Genomic DNA, 18,475 nt, shown 5'->3' with positions numbered 1-18,475 from the left:
GGCGGCGAATGTTAGCAGATGGGGGCGGATAAAAAAACGGCCGGAATCATATTCCAGCCGATCAAAATATCCGTAGCTTGCTGTGCGGGCGTTACCCGCATAGAGGGCCATTCTGCCCACGGAGCCGGGGCCGGGCCATCAGATTATCCCTGCGCCAGGGCTCGGAATTTCCGAGTTGCCCTGGGTCGGTAGAAGATGCTTGTCGGTACAGAGGCGGTCGAAGGCGGCGATGACCCGCTCGCGGCTTATCTTGGCCATGGCGTCCGGATCCTTGAGGCGGGTGCGCCAGCCGAGCTCGGCCAGCGGCTTGCCGGTCTCCTGCTCAATCAGTTCCTGATAGACGCTGACCAGATAATCCCGGCACAGATAGGGGCCGGTACGGGCGGGGTTGTGGTGGGCGTAGAGGCCGATCACGGGTGTCCCCACCAGGGTGGCCATGTGGGCCGGGCCGGTATCCGGGGCCAGCACCAGGCTCGCGTCGCCAATCAGCGCCAGCAATTGCTTGAGGCTGGTCTGCCCCACCAAATCTTCCGGCTTGCTCTGGCTGAGGCGCTGGATCTCGGCGGCGAGATCCCGCTCCAGCCTGGCCGGTCCGCCGCACAGATAGACCTGAAAGCCCTTGTCTGCGGCGTGATCCGCCAGCGCGGCGTAGCCGGCGGCAGTCCAATTCTTGAATGCCTTGCTGGCAGCGGCGCAGATGAGCAGGGTCGGCTTACCACCCACCTTCTCCCGGGCCCAGGTCTGGTGCTCGGCGCTGATGGGCAGTTGCCAGTCCGGGGTCAGATCTTTTATCCCGAGCTCTTTGGCGAAGGCGAGAAAGCCGTCCAGCACGTGGGGGGAGGCGGGTGAGGGGACCCGATGGTTGGTGAACAACCACTGACCGTCGCTGGCGCGCTCCCGATCAAACCCGAGTTTGACCTTGGCCTTGATGCCGAGGGTGGCGATGCTGGCGCGCATGGCGGCCTGCAGGTGGAGCAGGGCATCGAACCTGCGCCCCTTGAGGGTCTGCCAGAGATCGCGATAGCCGCGCCACCCCTTGCTCTTGTCGAAGGGAATGACCTCGACCCCCGGCAGATCGGCGAACAGGGTCGCCTCAATCTTGCCGGTGATCCAGGTGATGCGGGTCTGGGGCCACTCCCGCTGGATGACGCGCACCAGCGCCAGCGCGTGGCAGCAATCTCCGATGGCGGAGAGCCGCAGGATGCAGATGGAGGAGGGCGGCGTTTGGAACAGCGGCATGATGTGGCGCAACGATGGCAAAATGGATGGATGGCATTATGCAAACTCCCCTGTGGATTGTAAAATTGCGCCGGTTGCCCGACCGGCACGGCTTTCTGAATGGATGCCCTGCACCCACTATCGACCGGAATTCTCATCATGCTGACACACACCACCCACAACCAGGTCTGCTGGTATGCCGACGGAGTCTTCCGCGATCCTTCCCCTGCCTTGTTCGATCCTGTCTGGTGGCAGACCCATCGCCAGGTGGTGGGCTCTTCCATCGGCCGCGGGGTGACCTGGTTCGTGAAGGATGAGTCCCGTCACTTGGTGCTGCGTCACTACTACCGTGGCGGCATGGTGGGCAAGCTGGTGCGTGACCGGTTCTGGTTTGAAGGGGTGGAGAGCAGCCGGGCCATGGCTGAATATCGTCTGCTGGCGACCCTGAGTGAACAGGGGCTGCCGGTGCCGCGCCCCTTTGCGGCCCGCATGGTCAAGCAGGGGCCCTTCTATCGGGCCGACATCCTGATCGAGCGTATTCGCGGCGCCAAGGATCTGGTGGCCCTGCTCAAGCAGGGGCCGATCGCCGGTGAGGTGTGGCACAAGATAGGCAAAACGGTGCGCCAGTTGCACGATGCAGGGGTCTATCATGCGGATCTCAACAGCCACAACCTGCTGCTCGACAAGGAGGGCAAGGTGTGGGTGATCGACTTCGACAAAGGAGCCATCCGCTCCCCCGGCAACTGGCAGCAGGCCAACCTGGAGCGGTTGCTGCGCTCCTTCAACAAGGAGTCGCAACTGCACACCAGCTTCCACTTCGTGCCGGAGAACTGGCAAGCCCTGATGGCAGGCTATCAGGGCAAGGTGGCGTGACGTCGGGTTCCACTTCGTAGCTGGAGGCTGGCAGGCCGCTGATGGCGGACCACCGGGGGCGAGGGGTGCGAGGCCAGCGATGCTGGCGCGGTTGCTCGGCGCCAGCACCAATGTTACTTATTGAGTGTGATTGCTTGGACAGATATTCAGATCCGGTTTCGAGGCGCGTGATGGAAAGGTATGAGACTCCCGGGGTTGAGGTCACCACTCCCCTTGAGGTGACGCTGATGGCACAGGCCATGGCGATGTTGGAGGCCGGGATCTGGACCTGGTCGGCCGGGCAGGGTCTGAAGCGGGACCCTTCCTGTCTGCAACTGCTAGGTCTGGAGGGGGGCGAGCTGGGAGATCTCGGCTGGCTGGATCGGGTACATCCGGATGATGCTCCCCGTCTGGCAGAGGCCCTGGAGGCCTGTCAGCAAGGGCGCAGCAACGGGCTTCGACTCGAGTACCGCATCCTGCACCATCAGGGCCATTACATCCGGCTGGAGGAGCGGGTCCGTCGCGACGAAGGGGGTCAACTGCTGGGGGTTGTTCGCCATCTGGATGCTGCCATGGCGCCCCTGGAGGATCGCCATGACACGGATCCCCTCACCGGCCTCGAGAGCCGCAGCCACTTCGAGCTGTTGCTGGATGAACGGCTGGCCAGCGAGAGCGGCAGTTTCTGTCTGCTGCAGTTCAGCGTGGATCACCGCAGCAAGATCCTGCAGTTGTTCGGGGAGGCGGCCTGCGACGCCATGCTGGCCAAGCTGGCCCGCATCGTGCGCCGCGAGCTGCGCCGGGAAGATCCCTTCGCCCGTTGGGACGAAGACGGCTTCATCCTGATGCTCTCCCAGACCGATCGGTTGAGCGGCCTGGAGATTGCCGAGCGGCTGCGTCTCGAGATCGCCGACGCCAGCCTGCTGCCCCAGCGCCCGGTGACCGTGAGCATCGGCCTGGTGCAGAGCCAGAGTGCCGAGCAGCTCGATCACCTGCTGGCCCGGTTGGCCTCCTGCCACGGTCAGGCGAAGCGGGAACACAACGCCGTGGTCGGCTGACGGCCAGTCAGTGTCCGCGTACCCATTGACGCCGATGGACCCATCAGCGTCAATGGTTTTCAGTCAGCGCTCACTGACCTGCTGACGCTGGCAGACCCAGAGAGAAGCCAGCATCAGCAGGGCGCCCAGACCGAGCCTGAGCAGGTCGGTATCCTTTCCCCAGAGCACCAGATTGACCAGCAGACCCGCGGGGATCAAGGCGTTGTTCATGATGGCCAGCACGCCGCTGCTGACCAGGGTCGCCCCCTTGTTCCACAGGAAGTAGCCGAGCCCGGATGCCCCGACCCCCAGCCAGAAGAGGATGCCCCATTGCAGGGGGCTGGCGGGATATTGAGGTTTGCCCAGCAGCCACCAGGCGGGCAGGGCGATCACCAGGGCGCCCAGATAGAAGCAGCCGAACACCGCCAGCTGGGGCGGCTGCTCAGCCTCCCGGGCCAGCAGCACCTTGTAGCCTACCTGGCCCAGGGCGAAGCAGACGTTGGCGCCCTGCACCACCAGGAATCCCAGTACATAGTTTTCGGTCAGGCCGTCGAAACGGATGACGGCCGCCCCCAGCACCGCCAGCAGGGCCCCCCACAGATAGACAGGCTTGAAGCGCCCTTCCAGCAGGTCGTGGATCAGGGTGACATAGATGGGGGTGAAGATGGTGAACACCAGCACTTCCGGTACCGTCAAGAGCAGGAAGGAGTGGTAGTAGAAGAGATACATGATGCCGAGCTGGATGGCACCGAGGGCCATCAGCTTGGCCACCAGATCGGGGCGCAGCCAGCGACGGCGCAGGAAGGGCAGAAACACCAGGCTGGCGAGCACGATGCGGGTCAGTACCGAGAAGTAGGCATCCACCTGACCGGCAAGGTAGACCCCGATCAGGCTGAAGGAGAAGGACCAGAGCAGGGTAACCCCTATCAAGTAGTTCATGTGATTGAATTGTCGTCAGTTGTCAATTTGGAGGGCGCTATGATGGCCGAGTTGGAAGGCGCGATCCAGCGTTTATGGGAAGGGTTGTCACAGATCGGAGCATTTGCCTTCGAGGCGAGCAACGGGGCCGGATCCGCCACCGACTGGTGCGGTCGCGGGGAGGGGGCCGTGGTGGTGACCGATCACCATGGGGGGTGGCTGTATGCCGAGACGGGTCGCTACACCACGCCCCATGGCCGGGAGCTGACCATGCACAACCGCTTCTGGTGGCAGCGCACCGCACGGGGGATCATGCTCTCCCACCTGCGCTACGAGCAGCCGGTGATGCTGTTCGAGCTGTTGCCCCGGGGGGACGGGCACTGGGTCACGGCCGAGCCTCATCGGTGCGGGCAGGATCACTACAGCGCCGAGCTGACCGAAACCGGCGAGGGTTTCCTGCTCACCTGGCAGATAACGGGGCCGCGCAAGAACGAGCGGTTGAGTTATCGCTACGGACCAGAGGCGCAGAGATAAAAAAACCGGCGCAGGGCGCCGGTAGAGGGGACAAATCGGAGGTTTTGTTAAAACGGTCCCAAAAACAGGAGAGATACACTCTCGTCACACACGCAGAGAGAGTCTTCAGGCATTCAGTGCATAGTTCAGCATGGCTTGCAGCTTGCTGTCGAAGAACCAGGGCAGCAGCACCATCAGCAGACCCAGCACCCCGGCCAGCCGGTGGCGATACTGCCAGCCGGCTATCAGTACCAGACCGCCGCAGAGGGTGGTCAGGATGCCTGACATAGGGCAGCCTCCCGCTGTTGGCGGCGCTGCTGTGCCCACTGGTTGAGGGCGACCGAACCCAGGATCAGGGCCAGCGCCACGCCCGTGGTGGACTGGATCTGCTCGCCGAGGAACAGGGCACCCAGCATGACGCCGAACAGCGGCACCAGGTAGTTGCTGAAGGAGGCGAAGGTCGGGCCCGCCTTCTGGATCAGCGCCATGTAGAGGAAGTAGACCAGGCCGGTACAGAAGATCCCCAGCATGGCGACGGCGCCCATGGCCTGCTGGCTCGGCAGGATGAGGGTGCTCAGGTCGGCCACGAAGGGCGCGGCCAGCAGCAGCTGGATGGCTGAGGAGATCAGGATGTTGCGGGCCACGACCACAGGATGGTCCTTGGCGAAGCGCTTGATCATCAGCAGGCCGATGGCGAAGCAGCTGGCACCAAACAGGATGGCCATGGCACCGAGCAGGCCGGCATTCATGCCGCTGGTCAGCTTGGGCCAGAACAGTACCAGTACGCCGACGAAGCCGATGATCACGGAGACGAGGCCGCCCTTGGTGATTCTTTCACCAGAAATAAACAAGGGAGCCGCCAGAATGGTCACAAAGGGGATACAACCCATGACCACGGCCGCGATGGCGCTGTCCACGTACTGTTGTCCCCAGGCCACCATGATGAAGGGGATGGTGGCGTCGAGCAGGGCGATCAGCATATAGGTTCGCCAGGGCGTGTGTTCACTCTTGAGGCGCATGAACAGGCAGAGCAGACCCAGGGTCAGGCTGCCGCACAGGGCGCGTCCGGCGGCCACCATGATGGGGGGCAGTTCAGCCACGGCCTGGTGCATGAAAATGAACTGGGAGCCCCACAACAGGCCGATCGCCAGCAACAACAGATAGCTACGCATTTGAATCTCCGATGTAATTCGCCTGCGCATTCTATGCAATCTGCTACTATGCCAAAAATGAATTGTCGTCATTCAACTATGGCCAATATCGATGGAACTGCCCCTCTCCCGCCTCGACCTCAACCTGCTCACCGTGTTCGACATGCTGATGCAGGAGCGCAACGTCACCCGTGCCGCCGAACGGCTGCACCTCTCCCAGTCCACCGTCAGCCATGCGCTGGGGCGCTTGCGCCAGGCGCTGGATGACCCGCTGTTCGTGATGAGTCGGCGCGAGATGATGCCGACCGAACGGGCCAAGGCGCTGGCGAGCCCGGTGCGCCAGGCGCTGGCCATGCTGGAGCAGGGGCTGCGTCAGGCCAAGGGATTCGACCCGGCAAGTGCGCGGCGGATCTTTCGCATCGCCACCCCGGGCTCGGTGGAGCACGGCCTGGTGCCGGTGCTGGTGGAGTGGATGGTGCAGCAGGCTCCCCACTGCCGACTGGAAGTGTGCGAGCTGGCGGACAGCGACTACGAGCGGGAGTTGGAGAAGGGGGAACTGGATCTGGTGATCGGGTTTGCCGGTGCCAACCACCTCTCGCCCCGGTTGTGGCGCGAGGAGTGGTTCAGCAATCCGCTGGTCTGTTTGTCGCCCCTCGGCAGCGCCCTGCCCGACATGCTGGGGCCGGGAGAACTGGTCAGCCGCCCCCATATCCACACCTCCAGCTGGGGCCACAGCCAGGCCATGGTGGATCTCTGGCTGGCCCGTTTCGGGGTGGAGCGGGAGCTGGGGGTCAGGCTGCCGAGCTTTATGGCGGTACCGCCGCTGATGGCGACCGGCCGCTACCTGGTGGTGGTGCCCGAGATGATCGGGCGCCACTTCTGTCGCCACTATCCGTTGCGCTTGCACCAGCTGGAACCCGCCATCCCCATCGTCTACCTGATGGCGGGCCACCCGCTCAGTGCCCATGACGAGGCGATCGGTTGGTTCAAGGGGTTGTTGCACCGGCTGGCGAGGGAGCGCTACGGCGCGGATGCGCTCGGCCATCCCGCGCCGCAGGGGGCAGATCACGCCAATCCGGAGAAGTAGTCCAGCCCCATCGCCCCCTTCACCTCGGCCAGCACCTCGTCGGTGAGGGCCCGGGCCTGCTCGGTACCCTGCTGCAACAGGCGCAGCAGCTGGCGCCTGTCGGCGATGGCTGCCTCGCGCCGCTCCCGCATCGGAGCGAGCAGGGTCTGCAGGCAGTCGTTGAGTACCTGCTTGCAGCGCATGTCCCCCAGACCACCGCGCTGGTAGTGGGCCTTCATCTTGGCCACCAGGGCCTTGTCGGGGTGGAAGGCATCCAGATAGGCGAACACCGTATTGCCCTCCACCTGACCCGGATCGCTCACCTTGAGGTGATTGGGGTCGGTATACATGGCGAACACCGCCTGCCTGATCTCGCCGCTCGACATGCCGAGTTCGATGGTGTTGCCAAGGGACTTGGACATCTTGGCCTTGCCGTCGATGCCGGGCAGGCGGCCAGTGTCGCTCAGGATGGGCTGGCACTCGGTCAGCACCTCTTTGCCAACCAGGGTGTTGAAGCGGCGCACTATCTCGTTGGTCTGCTCCAGCATGGGCAGCTGATCCTCGCCCACCGGCACGTGAGTGGCACGAAAGGCGGTGATGTCGGCGGCCTGGCTGACCGGATAGACGAGGAAGCCGGCGGGCAGGCTGCGCTCGAACCCTTTCTGCTGGATCTCCGCCTTGACGGTGGGGTTGCGCTCCAGCCGGGCGACACTGACCAGGTTGAGGTAGTAGGTCGTGAGTTCGGCGAGGGCGGGCAGGGCGCTCTGCAGGCAGAAGGTGGTCTTGGCGGGGTCGAGGCCAGCGGCCAGGTAGTCGGCCATCACCTCCAGCACGTGATCGGTCACCTTGGCCGGGTTGTGGCCGTTGTCGGTCAGCGCCTGCAGATCGGCGATCATGACGAACTGGCGGTAATGGTGCTGGGCGGCCACGCGCTGGCGCAGGGAGCCGACGTAGTGGCCGATGTGCAGTTTGCCGGTGGGGCGGTCGCCGGTCAGGATCACGGGGTTGTGCATGTCACTCTCTCCAGTTGGGTGAGCCGGGAGGGGACATAGGGATGAAAACAATGACCGCCTCTCGGCGGTCACGGTGTTTTCTTTGGGAAATTTTACATAGAAAAGCAGTGCCGCCTGTTTAGAAGCAGCACCACCAGTAGTTGTGATTGAATGAGGTCATATTCATGGCAAATCACACTACGCCTGTTCGATCACTTCTGCAAGGGCACGACCAGCATGTCGCAGGGCACGGTATTCATCAGCTGGCGTGCGCTCGAGGTGAGCAGGCTCCAGAAGCTCTGGCGATGGCCGCACACCAGCAGGTCGATCTGGTAGTCCTTGACCGCCTGGTTGACCCGCTCGCTCAGATCGCCGCAGATCACCAATTTCTTCTCGATGGGGTAGTCCACCGAGGCGAGGAAGGCTTCCAGCTTCTCCTTCGCTTCGGCGATCACCTGGTCCTGCACGTTGTCGATGTCGATGTCGATCATCTCGGTGTAGAGATCCTTGAGGTCCACATCCACATGGATCACCGACAGCTTGGCGCCGTTGGAGCGGGCCCGGTCGACCGCCTTCTCGATCACCTTGCGGTTGTCTTCCGACAGGTCGATCGCGGCCAGTACGTGTTTGTAATAGGTTCCATTCATGGGAGTTCTCCTCACTGATCCTGGGTCCACTATACCAATGTCTGCTGAAACTAAAACGGCATCGTCGCCACAGTTTCAGGATTTGCCTGACCCCGAACCGGAAGGCGTAGAGGTGCAGGTGGCCGGGGAGTGCATATTTTGAACAGGAGTTTGACGCCGGTCACAGGCGTGCTATTGCCCTCGGGAAGGTGGGGGAATAGGATGTGCCCGTGCTTCGCAATGAACACAAAACAACAAAAAGCATCTGAATACCGCTTTGGGGAGCCTCGCGCTCCCTTTTGTTTTTCTGCCCTCTTCCAGTCCATATCCCGTCCGACATCAAGGTAATCCCGCTCCCCTTGGTTATGCTGTAGCCAGTTCCCTTGGCAAAACGGCCAGGGCCCCTCACCTGCAACCGGGTGACGCTGTCATGGCCGTTTCTCATGTCCCACCGATGCACCGGAGAGTCCTTCATGATCATTCATCCCCAGATCCAGGGTTGTGTTGCCCGCAATTGCCACCCCATGGGTTGTCGCGCCGCCGTGCTGCAACAGATCGAACAGGTGCGGGCGGCGGGGCCGTTCAACGGGCCGAAACGGGTGCTGGTGCTGGGGGCATCGTCCGGTTTCGGGCTGGCGTCCCGGATCGCGCTCACCTTCGGCGCCGGGGCCGATACCCTGGGCGTCTCGTTCGAACGGGGTCCCTCCGACAAGGGGCTCGGCAGTGCTGGCTGGTACAACAACATCTGGTTTCGTCAGGCGGCGGAGCAAGCCGGTCGCATCGCCGTCAACCTGATCGGGGATGCCTTCTCCGATACCCTGCGCCAGCAGGCCATCGACGTCATCCGCCAGCAGATCGGGCAGGTGGATCTGGTGGTCTATTCGCTGGCGAGCGGAGTCAGGGTGATGCCGAATGGCACACAGGTACGCTCGGTGCTCAAGACCACAGGCCAGCCGCTGCAAGGCTGGGGGCTGGATCTGGAGCACGATGCGCTGGTGCAGCAGTCGCTGGCGCCAGCCACTCCGGAGGAGATCCGCGACACCGTCACAGTGATGGGGGGAGAGGACTGGCAGCGCTGGATGCAGGCATTGCAGCAGGCGGATTGCCTGGCCCCCGGTGCCCGGACCGTTGCCTACTCCTACATTGGCCCCGAGTCCACCTATCCCCTCTATCGGGACGGCACCATCGGCTATGCCAAGGAGCACCTGCACGCCACCGCCGAGACCATCAACCTGCAACTTGCCGGGATTGGCGGTCATGCCTGGGTGTCGGTCTGCAAGGCGCTGGTGACCAAGGCGAGCGTGTTTATTCCGGTGCTGCCTGTCTATCTGGGCCTGTTGATGGGGGTGATGAAGGAGCGTGGTGTCCACGAGGGCTGCATCGAGCAGATGCAGCGGCTGTTTGCCGACAAGATGTACGGGCCCAGAGGGGTCGTCGCCGATGGCAACCGGCTGATCCGGATGGATGACCACGAGCTTGAGCCAGCGGTGCAGGCCGCCGTCTCGGCACTCTGGCCCAAGGTGACGCCGGAGAACTTCCGCACCCTGGGGGATTTTGCCGGGTTGCGCCAGGAGTTCATGCAGCTCAACGGCTTCGAGCTGCCGGGGGTGGATTACGGTGCGCCGGTGAACGTGGCGTCACTCACTGAGCTGACGCCCTGACACCCGCACGAGGGGCATCAGGCGACGTTGCAGGCCAGTTCAGGGGAAAGGTGGGGAGACTGGGCCAGCACGGTCTGGTTGCGCCCCTGGCGCTTCGCCTGATACATGGCCATGTCGGCCCGATGAATGAGCTGGCTCAGGCTGTCATCCTGCGTCGAGCGTTCCGCCACTCCGATGCTGATGGTCATGTGGGGGGCGGCCAGGTAGGCGATCCGGCTTCTCAGCTGCTCCGCCAGCCGCCAGCAGGTGGCCCCGTCCTGGGTCATGGCCACCAGAAATTCTTCCCCGCCCCAGCGCCCGATCAATTGCTGGTCCGGCGCCCAGCTCTTGAGCTCCCTGGCCAACTGCCGGATAGCCTGATCCCCCGCCTGGTGACCATGCTTGTCGTTGATCTGCTTGAAGTGATCGATGTCGATGATGAGCAGGGTCAGGGGCGTTTCGTGCAGCCATTGCTGACCCAGTCTCTCCAGCAGGGCGCGCCGGTTGGGCAGCCCGGTCAGCTGATCGAAGGTGGCGAGCTTGTAGAGGTGGCGCGAGCTGCGGTGGAGCCTGCGGGTGGTGAGCCCGAGCAGGATCAGGGCGACGGCCAGCAGCACCAGCAGCAGCAATTGGTAGTAGCGGGCACTCTGCTGGTAGAGCAGTTGCTGGCGCTTGCTCTCGTTCTCCTGCTGCAACGCGCGATTGCTGGCCTCGCTGCGAGCCAGATCCATCTCGACCTGGAAGGCAGCCGCGTGCTGGCTCAGGGTCTGGTTGAAGTGCTGCTTGTAGTACTGCATGTAGCGGGTCATGGCCCCGTAGGCCTCGGGGTAGCGGCCCAGATCGGCCAGCAACCTGGCCTGCATCGCCCGACCATCCATGGAGAGAGGGGCGGTGTGCTCCATCAGCAGTTGCAGGGCCAGCTGCTTCTCGCCACGACCCAGCAGGGTTCTTGCCCGGATCTCGGTCAGACGGGAGGCCACCTGCGGGCTATCCAGCCTGTCATAGATGGCTTGTGCCTCCTCCAGGCTGCGCCAGGCTGAGTGCCAGTCCGCCCGTGCGTTGAACACCATGGCCTGGTAGCCGAGGACGATGGCGCGATAGTGGGGTGACAGGCTCGGCGTGGCCAGCAGGGTATCGAGCAACTGGCTGGCTCTGGCAGGCTGGCCCATGTCGATGTAGAGCCTGGCCATGTTGGCCCGGATGATGGCCTGGCTGTTGGGTTCGTTGAGCTGCACCATCTGGCCGAGGGCATCCTGATAATAGGTCTCGGCCTCACGGTAGAGATTGAGGTCCGCATAGAGGTTGCCGAGGGTCATCAGCAGACGGCCGCACTGCAAGGTGGAGAGGATGGAACCCGGCTCTTTCTGCTTGAGGTGATAGGCGGTCTTGAGCTCGAGGATCGCCTCTTTCATCTGCTGGGTACGGTAGAGGGCGAGCCCGTTGAGGGCATGCCACTCCGAGACTTGCCTGGGGTGATGCCTGACCGCTGGCCAGAGCTGGGTGAGGAGCTCGAGCGCCTGATCCGGCGTATCGGCATCCAGGGTCAGGGCAATCTGCTGCAACCGGAAGTCGAGCAGGCGAAGGGTCTCCTGCTGGGCATTGGCCAGACCGCGGGCGCGGGCATTGTCGCGCTGTGCCTGGGGATAGCGGCCAAGGGCTGCCTGGGCCAGGGACCTGGCGTAGAACAGTTCCATATCCTGCTGGGGACTGGCGTCGAGGCGCTGCAGATAGCCGACGGGATCGCGCGCCGCCTGCAATTCAGCCTCTTTCAGCAAGGAGGGAGCTGCCTGCAACTGGGTCATCCAGAGCAGCGCCAGTGCCATTATGAATCTCATTGAATCCTTTCCCCGACCAATGGCGCCATCATAATGGCTGATGTCACCTACACCATGTTTCTTTGCTTCTCTATAACCGTATGGGGGAGAGGATGAGGTGAAAAGTCGTCGCAACTGCGGGGTGCGTCGGTTGTCTCTGGTTGCGTCAGGATGAAACAGTGGCGACAATCGTGGGCAAATCACAGTGGAGAATCATCATGTTGGCCAAAGCCATGATCGAGAAGTTGAACGAGCAGATTAATCTTGAATTCTATTCCTCCAACCTCTACCTGCAGATGAGCGCCTGGTGCGAGGACAAGGGCTTCGAGGGGGCCGCCACCTTCCTGCGCCAGCATGCGGTCGAGGAGCGCCAGCACATGGAGCGCCTGTTCACCTACGTGAGCGAGACCGGCGCCATGCCGGTGTTGGGGGCCATCGAAGCGCCTCCCCATGAATTCAAGTCCCTGGGTGACATCTTCCGCACCACCCTGGAGCACGAGTATCACATCACCAAGTGCATCAACGGTCTGGCCCACGTCGCCTTCACCACCCAGGATTACTCCACCTTCAACTTCCTGCAGTGGTACGTGGCCGAGCAGCACGAAGAAGAGAAGCTGTTCAAGAGCATCGTCGACCGTCTGAGCCTGGTGGGCGAGGATGGCAAGGGCCTCTATTTCATCGACAAGGAGCTGGCCGAGCTGGCCAAGGGCGCCCCGGCCAGCATCATGGACGGCAACGCCTGATAGTCGTGGACACTTAGTGTTCAGTCAGTACAATGACGGCCCCTTGTAAAGGGGCCGTTTTCTATTTGCAGGTGTCCTTGTACCGCTGTGCTGGTGTCTGCCGGGTACAATGACGGTCCTTTAAGGTAAAGGGGCCGTTTTTCTTTTGATGGGTGAGTGACGATGAAACAGGTGGATGTGGTGGTGATCGGTGCCGGGGCGGCCGGATTGATGTGTGCGGCCCAGGCTGGCTACCGGGGTCGCTCCGTGCTGGTGCTCGACAACGCCAAGAAGCCGGGCCGCAAGATCCTCATCAGCGGCGGCGGTCGCTGCAACTTCACCAATCATCAGGCGGGTCCCCATGCCTTCCTTTCGGCCAACCCCCACTTCTGCAAATCGGCGCTGGCGCGCTATACCCAGCAGGATTTCATCGATCTGGTGGACAGGCATGGCCTGAACTACCACGAGAAGACGCTGGGCCAGCTCTTCTGCGACGACAGCGCCAAGGATATCGTCGACATCCTGCTGACCGAGTGCGACTGGGCTGGCGTGACCCTGCAGTTCCAGACCGAGATCCTCACCGTCAGCAAGACAGATGAAGGCTTCGTGCTCGACACCAGCAAGGGGGAGATCGCCTGCTCGTCGCTGGTGGTCGCCACCGGCGGCCTCTCCATGCCGAAACTCGGTGCTACCCCTTATGGCTTCAAGCTGGCGGAGCAGTTCGGCCTCACCGTGCTGCCGACTCGCGCCGGGCTGGTGCCCTTTACCCTGCATCAGGCCGACAAGGAGGCCTTCGTCGATCTGGCGGGGGTCAGCCTGCCGGTGGCGGTGACCGCCGAGGATGGCACCCGCTTCAAGGAGGCCATGCTGTTCACCCATCGCGGCCTCTCCGGCCCCGCCATCCTGCAGATCTCCTCTTTTTGGCTGGCGGGGGAGAAGATCCACATCAACCTGCTGCCGGATCTCGACATTCCAGAGACCCTCAAGACCTGGGCCCAGGCCCATCCTGCCCAGGAGCTGAAAACCGTGCTGGGGCGCGAGCTGCCCAAGCGCTTCGTCGACAAGCTGGTGGAGCTGGGATGGCTGGTGAGCAAGCCGATGCGCCAGTACAACGAACGGGAGCTGGAGGCGGTGGCCACCCTGCTGGGGGATTGGCAGATCCTGCCCAACGGCACCGAAGGGTATCGCACCGCCGAAGTGACCTTAGGGGGAGTGGATACCAACGCGCTCTCCTCCAAGACCATGGAGGCGCGCACCGTGCCCGGCCTCTACTTCATCGGCGAAGTGGTCGATGTGACCGGCTGGCTCGGTGGTTACAACTTCCAGTGGGCCTGGTCGTCGGGCTGGGTGGCAGGCCAGTACTGCTGAGGGATGCCGCATCCTTGCTGTGAATGGTCCCGTCAGCGGCCTCTCGGGTGACAACTTCCAGTGGGCCCGGTCGTCGGGCTGGGGGAGAGGCCGTACTGCTGACAAAGAGGCTCAGCGGATGAGTCCGAGCGGATCGGGCCGTGTCAGGCGGCCCGAGTGATGGAACCAGACGCGGCCTGCTCAGGCCGCGTTTTTTATGGTCGGTCGCTGGCTGCCGCTTGGCCTCTAGCCTCTCCTGATATTGGGCAGGAAGGCGGTCAGCAGACCGATAAGGGGCAGATAGGCGCAGACCTGATAGACGGTTTCGATGCTGGTGGCATCGGCCAATTTGCCCAGCAGGGCGGCCCCTATCCCTCCCATGCCGAAGGCGAAGCCGAAGAAGAGGCCGGAAATGGTGCCGACCTTGCCGGGTACCAGATCCTGGGCGTAGACCAGGATGGCGGAGAACGCCGACGCCAGGATGAGGCCGATGACGATCGACAGCACCGAGGTCCAGAACAGGTCGACGTGGGGCAGCAGCAGGGTGAAGGGAGCGACGCCGAGGATGGAGATCCAGATCACCCGCTTGCGACCGATGCGATCGCCGAGCGGCCCGCCGAGCACTGTCCCCGCCGCGACAGCAAACAGGAAGGCGAACAGATAGAGCTGGGCGCTCTCCAGCGACAGGTGGAACTTGTCCATCAGGTAGAAGGTGTAATAGCTGCTCAGGCTGGCCATGTAGAAGAACTTGGAGAACATCAGCAGACCGAGGATGGCCAGTGACCAGCCAATCTGGCGGCGGCTCAGGCCGGTGCCGGCATGGGCCTTCATCCGCCGATGGAAGCTGGCGGCATGGTGGCTGGACCAGCGGCCGACGAAGCTGAGCACGATGACCCCGATGAGTGCGAACAACGAGAACCAGGCCGCACTGCCCTGTCCCTTCGGCACGATGATGAGCGCCGCGAGCAGGGGGCCGATGGCCGATCCCAGATTGCCGCCGATCTGGAACAGAGACTGAGCCAGACCGGGCTGGTTGCCGGCCGCCATGCGGGCGACCCGGGAGGATTCCGGGTGGAAGACGGAGGAGCCCATGCCGATCAGCATGGCCGACAACAGCACGGCGCCAAAGCTGCCTGCCTGCGACAGGTAGAGCAGCCCCACCAGAGTGAAGCCCATGCCCAGAGGCAGGGAGTAGGGCATGGGTCTGCGGTCGGTATAGAGGCCGATCAGGGGTTGCAGCAGCGAGGCCGTGAACTGGTAGGTGAGGGTGATGAGACCTATCTGGGTGAACGACAGATCGAGCCCCAGCTTCAGGAGGGGATAGATGGCCAGCAGTACCGACTGCATCATGTCGTTCAACAGGTGCGAGAAGCTGATGGCGGCGATCACCGGATAAGCGGTGGTAGTCGGGTTGTCCACCGCGGGCGGGGCGGTGATCGGGGTGTCGGTACTCAAGGTCTTGTCCATGGCTGGGGTATCACTCCCTCTACCATGCCCTATCCCGGCGCATCTGGACATAACCAAAGTGGGCGAACGCCCGGATTGCGTTCGCGTGGCGCGCAGGCCGTTCATGCTGACGGCGTGTGGATGGCTGGTCAGATCTTGTGCTTGGCGCGGGGCGGATTAGTATAGAAGGCCTGCCGCCGTTATCCGGCTCATCACCCGCCATGGAGGGAACATGTTCGAAAGCCTGGGTGTCATCAACGTCTGGACCTATCTGGTCGGTCTCTTCTTCATCATCATCGCCCCGGGCCCGAACTCCCTCTACGTGCTGCGAACCGGTGCCGTGCGCGGCATAGGCCCGGGTTATCGCGCCGCCCTCGGCGTCTTCGTCGGCGATGCCATCCTCATTTTCTGCGCCTATCTGGGGATCGCGTCCCTCATTCGCACCACCCCATTGCTGTTTACCCTGGTGCGCTATCTGGGCGCCATCTATCTGCTTTATCTGGGGGGGAAGATCCTGCACGCGAACTTCATCGCCAAAAAGGCGGGACCGGCGTCCGAGATGGATCCCGGTGAGCGCTATTTTACCAAGGCCCTCACCCTGAGCCTCACCAATCCCAAGGCGATCCTGTTCTACGTCTCTTTCTTCGTGCAGTTCATCGACTTCAGCTATGCCCACACCTGGATCTCCTACCTGGTGCTGGCTGGCATGCTGGAAGCGATGAGCTTCGTCTACCTGACCCTGCTGATCTTCGGCGGTACCCTGATGGCCCGCTTTTTCCGTCAGCGCCAGACGGCGGCCCGTCTCGGCAACGGCCTTATCGGCCTCTTCTTCATGGGGTTTGCGGCCAGGCTGGCGACGCTCTCCTCCTGACCCCGGGGATTGCTGACCGTCCGGTGTCGGGCACCTAGTCTGGCCAGCAATCCTTGCCCACCGGGATGAAGCGGGACTGGTAGACGATGAGCTTCTGGTTGCCCGGCTGATTGATCCCGGGATTGTGGTAGGTCTCCCCGGGCAGCAGGTACTTGGGAAGGTGCGAATAAGCGGGGAAATTCTTCTCGGCTGACTCAGTCATTTCATTTTTTCAGTTTGAGCCGATCTTTTCTCCCGTAAATGCCTTGAATCAGCCTATTTAGACCGTTTCTTCGCCATTTAAGGCGTTATTCCCAGTTTTTAGTGAGATCTCTCCCACTGACGTATCATTTGGTCCGCCCGAAACAGGTTGGCCAGCGTGAATAACATCGCCAGTTGGTTATCGTTTTTCAGCAACCCCTTGTATCTGGCTTTCACGAAGCCGAACTGTCGCTTGATGATGCGAAATGGGTGGTCCACCTTGGCCCGGATGCTGGCTTTCATGTATTCGATGTTGATGGCCGTTTTGTTCTTGCGTGGATGCTGTTTCAAGGTTCTTACCTTGCCGGGGCGCTCGGCGATCAGCCAGTCCACATCCACCTCGGCCAGCTCCTCGCGCTGTGGCGCCCCTTGGTAGCCGGCATCGGCTGAGACAAATTGCTCCTCTCCATGCAGCAGATTACCCAGCTGATTGAGGTCATGCTCGTTGGCCGCGGTGGTGACTAGGCTGTGGGTCAGGCCACTCTTGGCATCGACACCAATGTGGGCCTTCATGCCAAAGTGCCACTGATTGCCTTTCTTGGTCTGTAGATTGGCCCCTTGAAGATCCAGACACTTCGCCCCTCTTAACTTAAGAGGTAGTCTTGGAACTATGTTCAGTACTAGTCGCAACGAGAAGATGGTCGAAGTGTTAACAGGGGCTGAGCGCCGTCGACGCCGGACTCCGCAGGAAAAGATCTCCATCGTGCAGCAGACCTTTGAGCCCGGAATGACCGTCTCTCATGTCGCTCGCTTGCACGACGTCAACGCCAACCAGCTTTTCAAATGGCGTAAGCAATTCCAGGAAGGGTCTCTCACGGCGATCACCGCCGGTGAGGATGTTGTTCCAGCCTCCGAGTTGGCTGCTGCCATCAAGCAGATCCGAGAGCTCCAGCGTCTGCTCGGGAAGAAGACCATGGAGAACGAGATCCTCAAAGAAGCCGTGGAGGTTGGTCGAGCAAAAAAATGGATTGTGCATGCGCCCTTGTTGCCGGGGGACGACGATTAAGTGCTGTGAGCCAGGCCCTTAATGTATCGCGTGCGCAGCTATCCGTTCGTGTTCATCGAAAACCAGGTTGGCAAGATGGTCGTCATCATCGCCAGCATGATGATGCTGCCTTACTTGGCCGGATCATGGAGGCGATGGCTGAGCTTCCCTCCTATGGCTATCGCCGAGTCTGGGCGCTGTTACGGCGTCAGTCAGAGGCAACACGACAGCCTGTGGTAAACGCCAAACGGGTATATCGCGTCATGCGCGATCATGGCCTGCTGCTGGAAAGAAAACCGGCTGCACCATTGACCCAGCGGGCACATAAGGGGCGTGTTGCCGTCAAAGAGAGCAATCGACGTTGGTGCTCAGATGGCTTCGAGTTTCGCTGCGATAACGGTGAAAAACTACGAGTCACGTTCGCCATGGACTGCTGTGACAGGGAAACCTTGGATTGGGCTGCCAGTACCGGGGGTTACGACAGTGACACGGTGCAAGATGTCATGCTGAGGTCTGTCGAACGTCGCTTCGGGGATTCGTTGCCGGCATCACCGGTAGAGTGGCTGACTGATAATGGCTCGGCGTATCGAGCCCATGAGACCCGCGCGTTTGCACGAGAAATCGGGTTGGAGCCCAGAACTACTGCGGTGAGAAGCCCACAGAGCAACGGTATAGCTGAGAGCTTCGTCAAGACGATGAAGCGAGACTATATCGAGATGATGCCGAAAACAGATAGCCGAACAGCGGTAGGCAATTTGGCCATCGCGTTTGAGCATTATAACGAGCATCACCCGCACAGCGCCTTGGGATACCGTTCACCCCGGGAATTTCTGCGCAGTCGGGTATCACAACCCTAAGCGGGAAAAAGTGTCTGGACCTATGGGGTCAAATCCAGTCTGATGCATCTGCGGATCGCGTTGCTGCTCTTTGTTCTTGGTCGAGCTGGGTGCCTCAATGATGGTGGCATCGACCAAGGTGCCTTGAGTCATCATGACGCCTGCTTCGGCCAGCCAGCGATTGATGGTCTTGAACAATTGGCG

The 18,475-nt window shown here is 62.0% G+C and carries 17 protein-coding genes and 3 pseudogenes; 9 read left to right on the top strand and 11 right to left on the bottom strand.

What is annotated here, in order from left to right; genetic code table 11:
• Window positions 1–138: 138 nt before the first annotated feature.
• Window positions 139–1,239: a glycosyltransferase family 9 protein gene (locus J9892_RS08480; protein ID WP_210538204.1), complete on the bottom strand. Its 1,101-nt coding sequence runs from the start codon at window positions 1,237–1,239 to the stop codon at window positions 139–141.
• Between the two features lie 138 nt (window positions 1,240–1,377).
• Between J9892_RS08480 and J9892_RS08475 the strand changes: the two genes are divergently transcribed.
• Window positions 1,378–2,091, top strand: coding sequence for a 3-deoxy-D-manno-octulosonic acid kinase (locus J9892_RS08475; protein WP_010672321.1), 714 nt, complete (start codon window positions 1,378–1,380; stop codon window positions 2,089–2,091).
• A 170-nt stretch (window positions 2,092–2,261) separates the two neighbouring features.
• Entirely contained in the window at window positions 2,262–3,125 is an 864-nt protein-coding gene (locus J9892_RS08470; RefSeq protein WP_045522664.1) for a sensor domain-containing diguanylate cyclase, read from the top strand.
• Between the two features lie 63 nt (window positions 3,126–3,188).
• Here J9892_RS08470 and J9892_RS08465 read toward each other — a convergent pair whose 3' ends face one another.
• Entirely contained in the window at window positions 3,189–4,043 is an 855-nt protein-coding gene (locus J9892_RS08465) for a carboxylate/amino acid/amine transporter (protein WP_049637081.1), read from the bottom strand.
• 42 nt (window positions 4,044–4,085) lie between these two features.
• Between J9892_RS08465 and J9892_RS08460 the strand changes: the two genes are divergently transcribed.
• Window positions 4,086–4,556, top strand: coding sequence for a DUF6314 family protein (locus J9892_RS08460; protein WP_043153785.1), 471 nt, complete (start codon window positions 4,086–4,088; stop codon window positions 4,554–4,556).
• Window positions 4,557–4,661: 105 nt separating this feature from the next.
• Here the strand turns inward: J9892_RS08460 and J9892_RS08455 are convergent, their stop codons facing one another.
• Both J9892_RS08455 and J9892_RS08450 read right to left on the bottom strand, forming a co-directional pair.
• Window positions 4,662–4,823, bottom strand: a complete 162-nt coding sequence (locus J9892_RS08455; protein WP_010672325.1) for a hypothetical protein — start codon at window positions 4,821–4,823, stop codon at window positions 4,662–4,664.
• Window positions 4,808–5,707 carry an EamA family transporter gene (locus J9892_RS08450; RefSeq protein ID WP_161648090.1) on the bottom strand — a complete coding sequence of 300 codons (900 nt, stop codon included), beginning with the start codon at window positions 5,705–5,707 and terminating at the stop codon, window positions 4,808–4,810. Before J9892_RS08450 ends, J9892_RS08455 begins: the two co-directional genes overlap by 16 nt.
• A 91-nt stretch (window positions 5,708–5,798) precedes the next feature.
• On the opposite strand from J9892_RS08450, the gene J9892_RS08445 reads away from it, so the two are divergent.
• Window positions 5,799–6,773 (top strand): LysR family transcriptional regulator, encoded by a 975-nt coding sequence (locus J9892_RS08445; RefSeq protein ID WP_041212089.1) that lies wholly within the window; start codon window positions 5,799–5,801, stop codon window positions 6,771–6,773.
• Here the strand turns inward: J9892_RS08445 and trpS are convergent.
• Both trpS and J9892_RS08435 read right to left on the bottom strand, forming a co-directional pair.
• On the bottom strand, window positions 6,752–7,765 hold the full coding sequence (gene trpS / locus J9892_RS08440) for a tryptophan--tRNA ligase (RefSeq protein ID WP_161648091.1): 1,014 nt from the start codon (window positions 7,763–7,765) through the stop codon (window positions 6,752–6,754). The genes J9892_RS08445 and trpS overlap by 22 nt on opposite strands.
• 191 nt (window positions 7,766–7,956) lie before the next feature.
• Window positions 7,957–8,391, bottom strand: coding sequence for a universal stress protein (locus tag J9892_RS08435; protein ID WP_010672329.1), 435 nt, complete (start codon window positions 8,389–8,391; stop codon window positions 7,957–7,959).
• Between the two features lie 452 nt (window positions 8,392–8,843).
• Here J9892_RS08435 and fabV point away from each other — a divergent pair, with 452 nt between their 5' ends.
• Window positions 8,844–10,031 (top strand): enoyl-ACP reductase FabV, encoded by a 1,188-nt coding sequence (gene fabV, locus J9892_RS08430; RefSeq protein WP_161648092.1) that lies wholly within the window; start codon window positions 8,844–8,846, stop codon window positions 10,029–10,031.
• 17 nt (window positions 10,032–10,048) lie between these two features.
• Here the strand turns inward: fabV and J9892_RS08425 are convergent, their stop codons facing one another.
• Window positions 10,049–11,833, bottom strand: a complete 1,785-nt coding sequence (locus J9892_RS08425; RefSeq protein WP_210538212.1) for a GGDEF domain-containing protein — start codon at window positions 11,831–11,833, stop codon at window positions 10,049–10,051.
• A gap of 209 nt (window positions 11,834–12,042) precedes the next feature.
• On the opposite strand from J9892_RS08425, the gene ftnA reads away from it, so the two are divergent.
• Both ftnA and J9892_RS08415 read left to right on the top strand, forming a co-directional pair.
• Window positions 12,043–12,567, top strand: coding sequence for a non-heme ferritin (gene ftnA, locus J9892_RS08420; RefSeq protein ID WP_010672333.1), 525 nt, complete (start codon window positions 12,043–12,045; stop codon window positions 12,565–12,567).
• 162 nt (window positions 12,568–12,729) lie between these two features.
• Window positions 12,730–13,914 carry an NAD(P)/FAD-dependent oxidoreductase gene (locus tag J9892_RS08415; RefSeq protein WP_210538203.1) on the top strand — a complete coding sequence of 395 codons (1,185 nt, stop codon included), beginning with the start codon at window positions 12,730–12,732 and terminating at the stop codon, window positions 13,912–13,914.
• Window positions 13,915–14,139: 225 nt separating this feature from the next.
• Here the strand turns inward: J9892_RS08415 and J9892_RS08410 are convergent, their stop codons facing one another.
• Window positions 14,140–15,360 (bottom strand): MFS transporter, encoded by a 1,221-nt coding sequence (locus J9892_RS08410; protein ID WP_045522680.1) that lies wholly within the window; start codon window positions 15,358–15,360, stop codon window positions 14,140–14,142.
• 211 nt (window positions 15,361–15,571) lie between these two features.
• On the opposite strand from J9892_RS08410, the gene leuE reads away from it, so the two are divergent.
• Window positions 15,572–16,210, top strand: a complete 639-nt coding sequence (leuE, locus tag J9892_RS08405) for a leucine efflux protein LeuE (RefSeq protein WP_210538202.1) — start codon at window positions 15,572–15,574, stop codon at window positions 16,208–16,210.
• Between the two features lie 34 nt (window positions 16,211–16,244).
• Here the strand turns inward: leuE and J9892_RS08400 are convergent.
• Both J9892_RS08400 and J9892_RS08395 read right to left on the bottom strand, forming a co-directional pair.
• Window positions 16,245–16,364: pseudogene (locus J9892_RS08400) on the bottom strand (molecular chaperone); the annotation flags it as partial.
• 146 nt (window positions 16,365–16,510) lie between these two features.
• Window positions 16,511–16,996 (bottom strand): annotated as a pseudogene (locus J9892_RS08395) (IS5-like element IS5 family transposase); the annotation flags it as partial.
• A gap of 91 nt (window positions 16,997–17,087) precedes the next feature.
• Here J9892_RS08395 and J9892_RS08390 point away from each other — a divergent pair.
• Window positions 17,088–18,292 (top strand): IS3 family transposase gene (locus J9892_RS08390; RefSeq protein ID WP_171865901.1). Its coding sequence is split into 2 segments (ribosomal slippage): window positions 17,088–17,406 and window positions 17,406–18,292, totalling 1,206 coding nucleotides; the frame shifts between segments, so codons are not numbered across the junction.
• A gap of 36 nt (window positions 18,293–18,328) precedes the next feature.
• Here J9892_RS08390 and J9892_RS08385 read toward each other — a convergent pair.
• A pseudogene (locus J9892_RS08385) lies at window positions 18,329–18,475 on the bottom strand (IS5/IS1182 family transposase); the annotation flags it as partial.

The sequence above is a fragment of the Aeromonas sp. Prich7-2 genome (assembly GCF_017939255.1).
Taxonomy (GTDB): Bacteria; Pseudomonadota; Gammaproteobacteria; order Enterobacterales; family Aeromonadaceae; genus Aeromonas; species Aeromonas caviae.
This window is presented reverse-complemented; position numbering and strand designations above follow the sequence as displayed.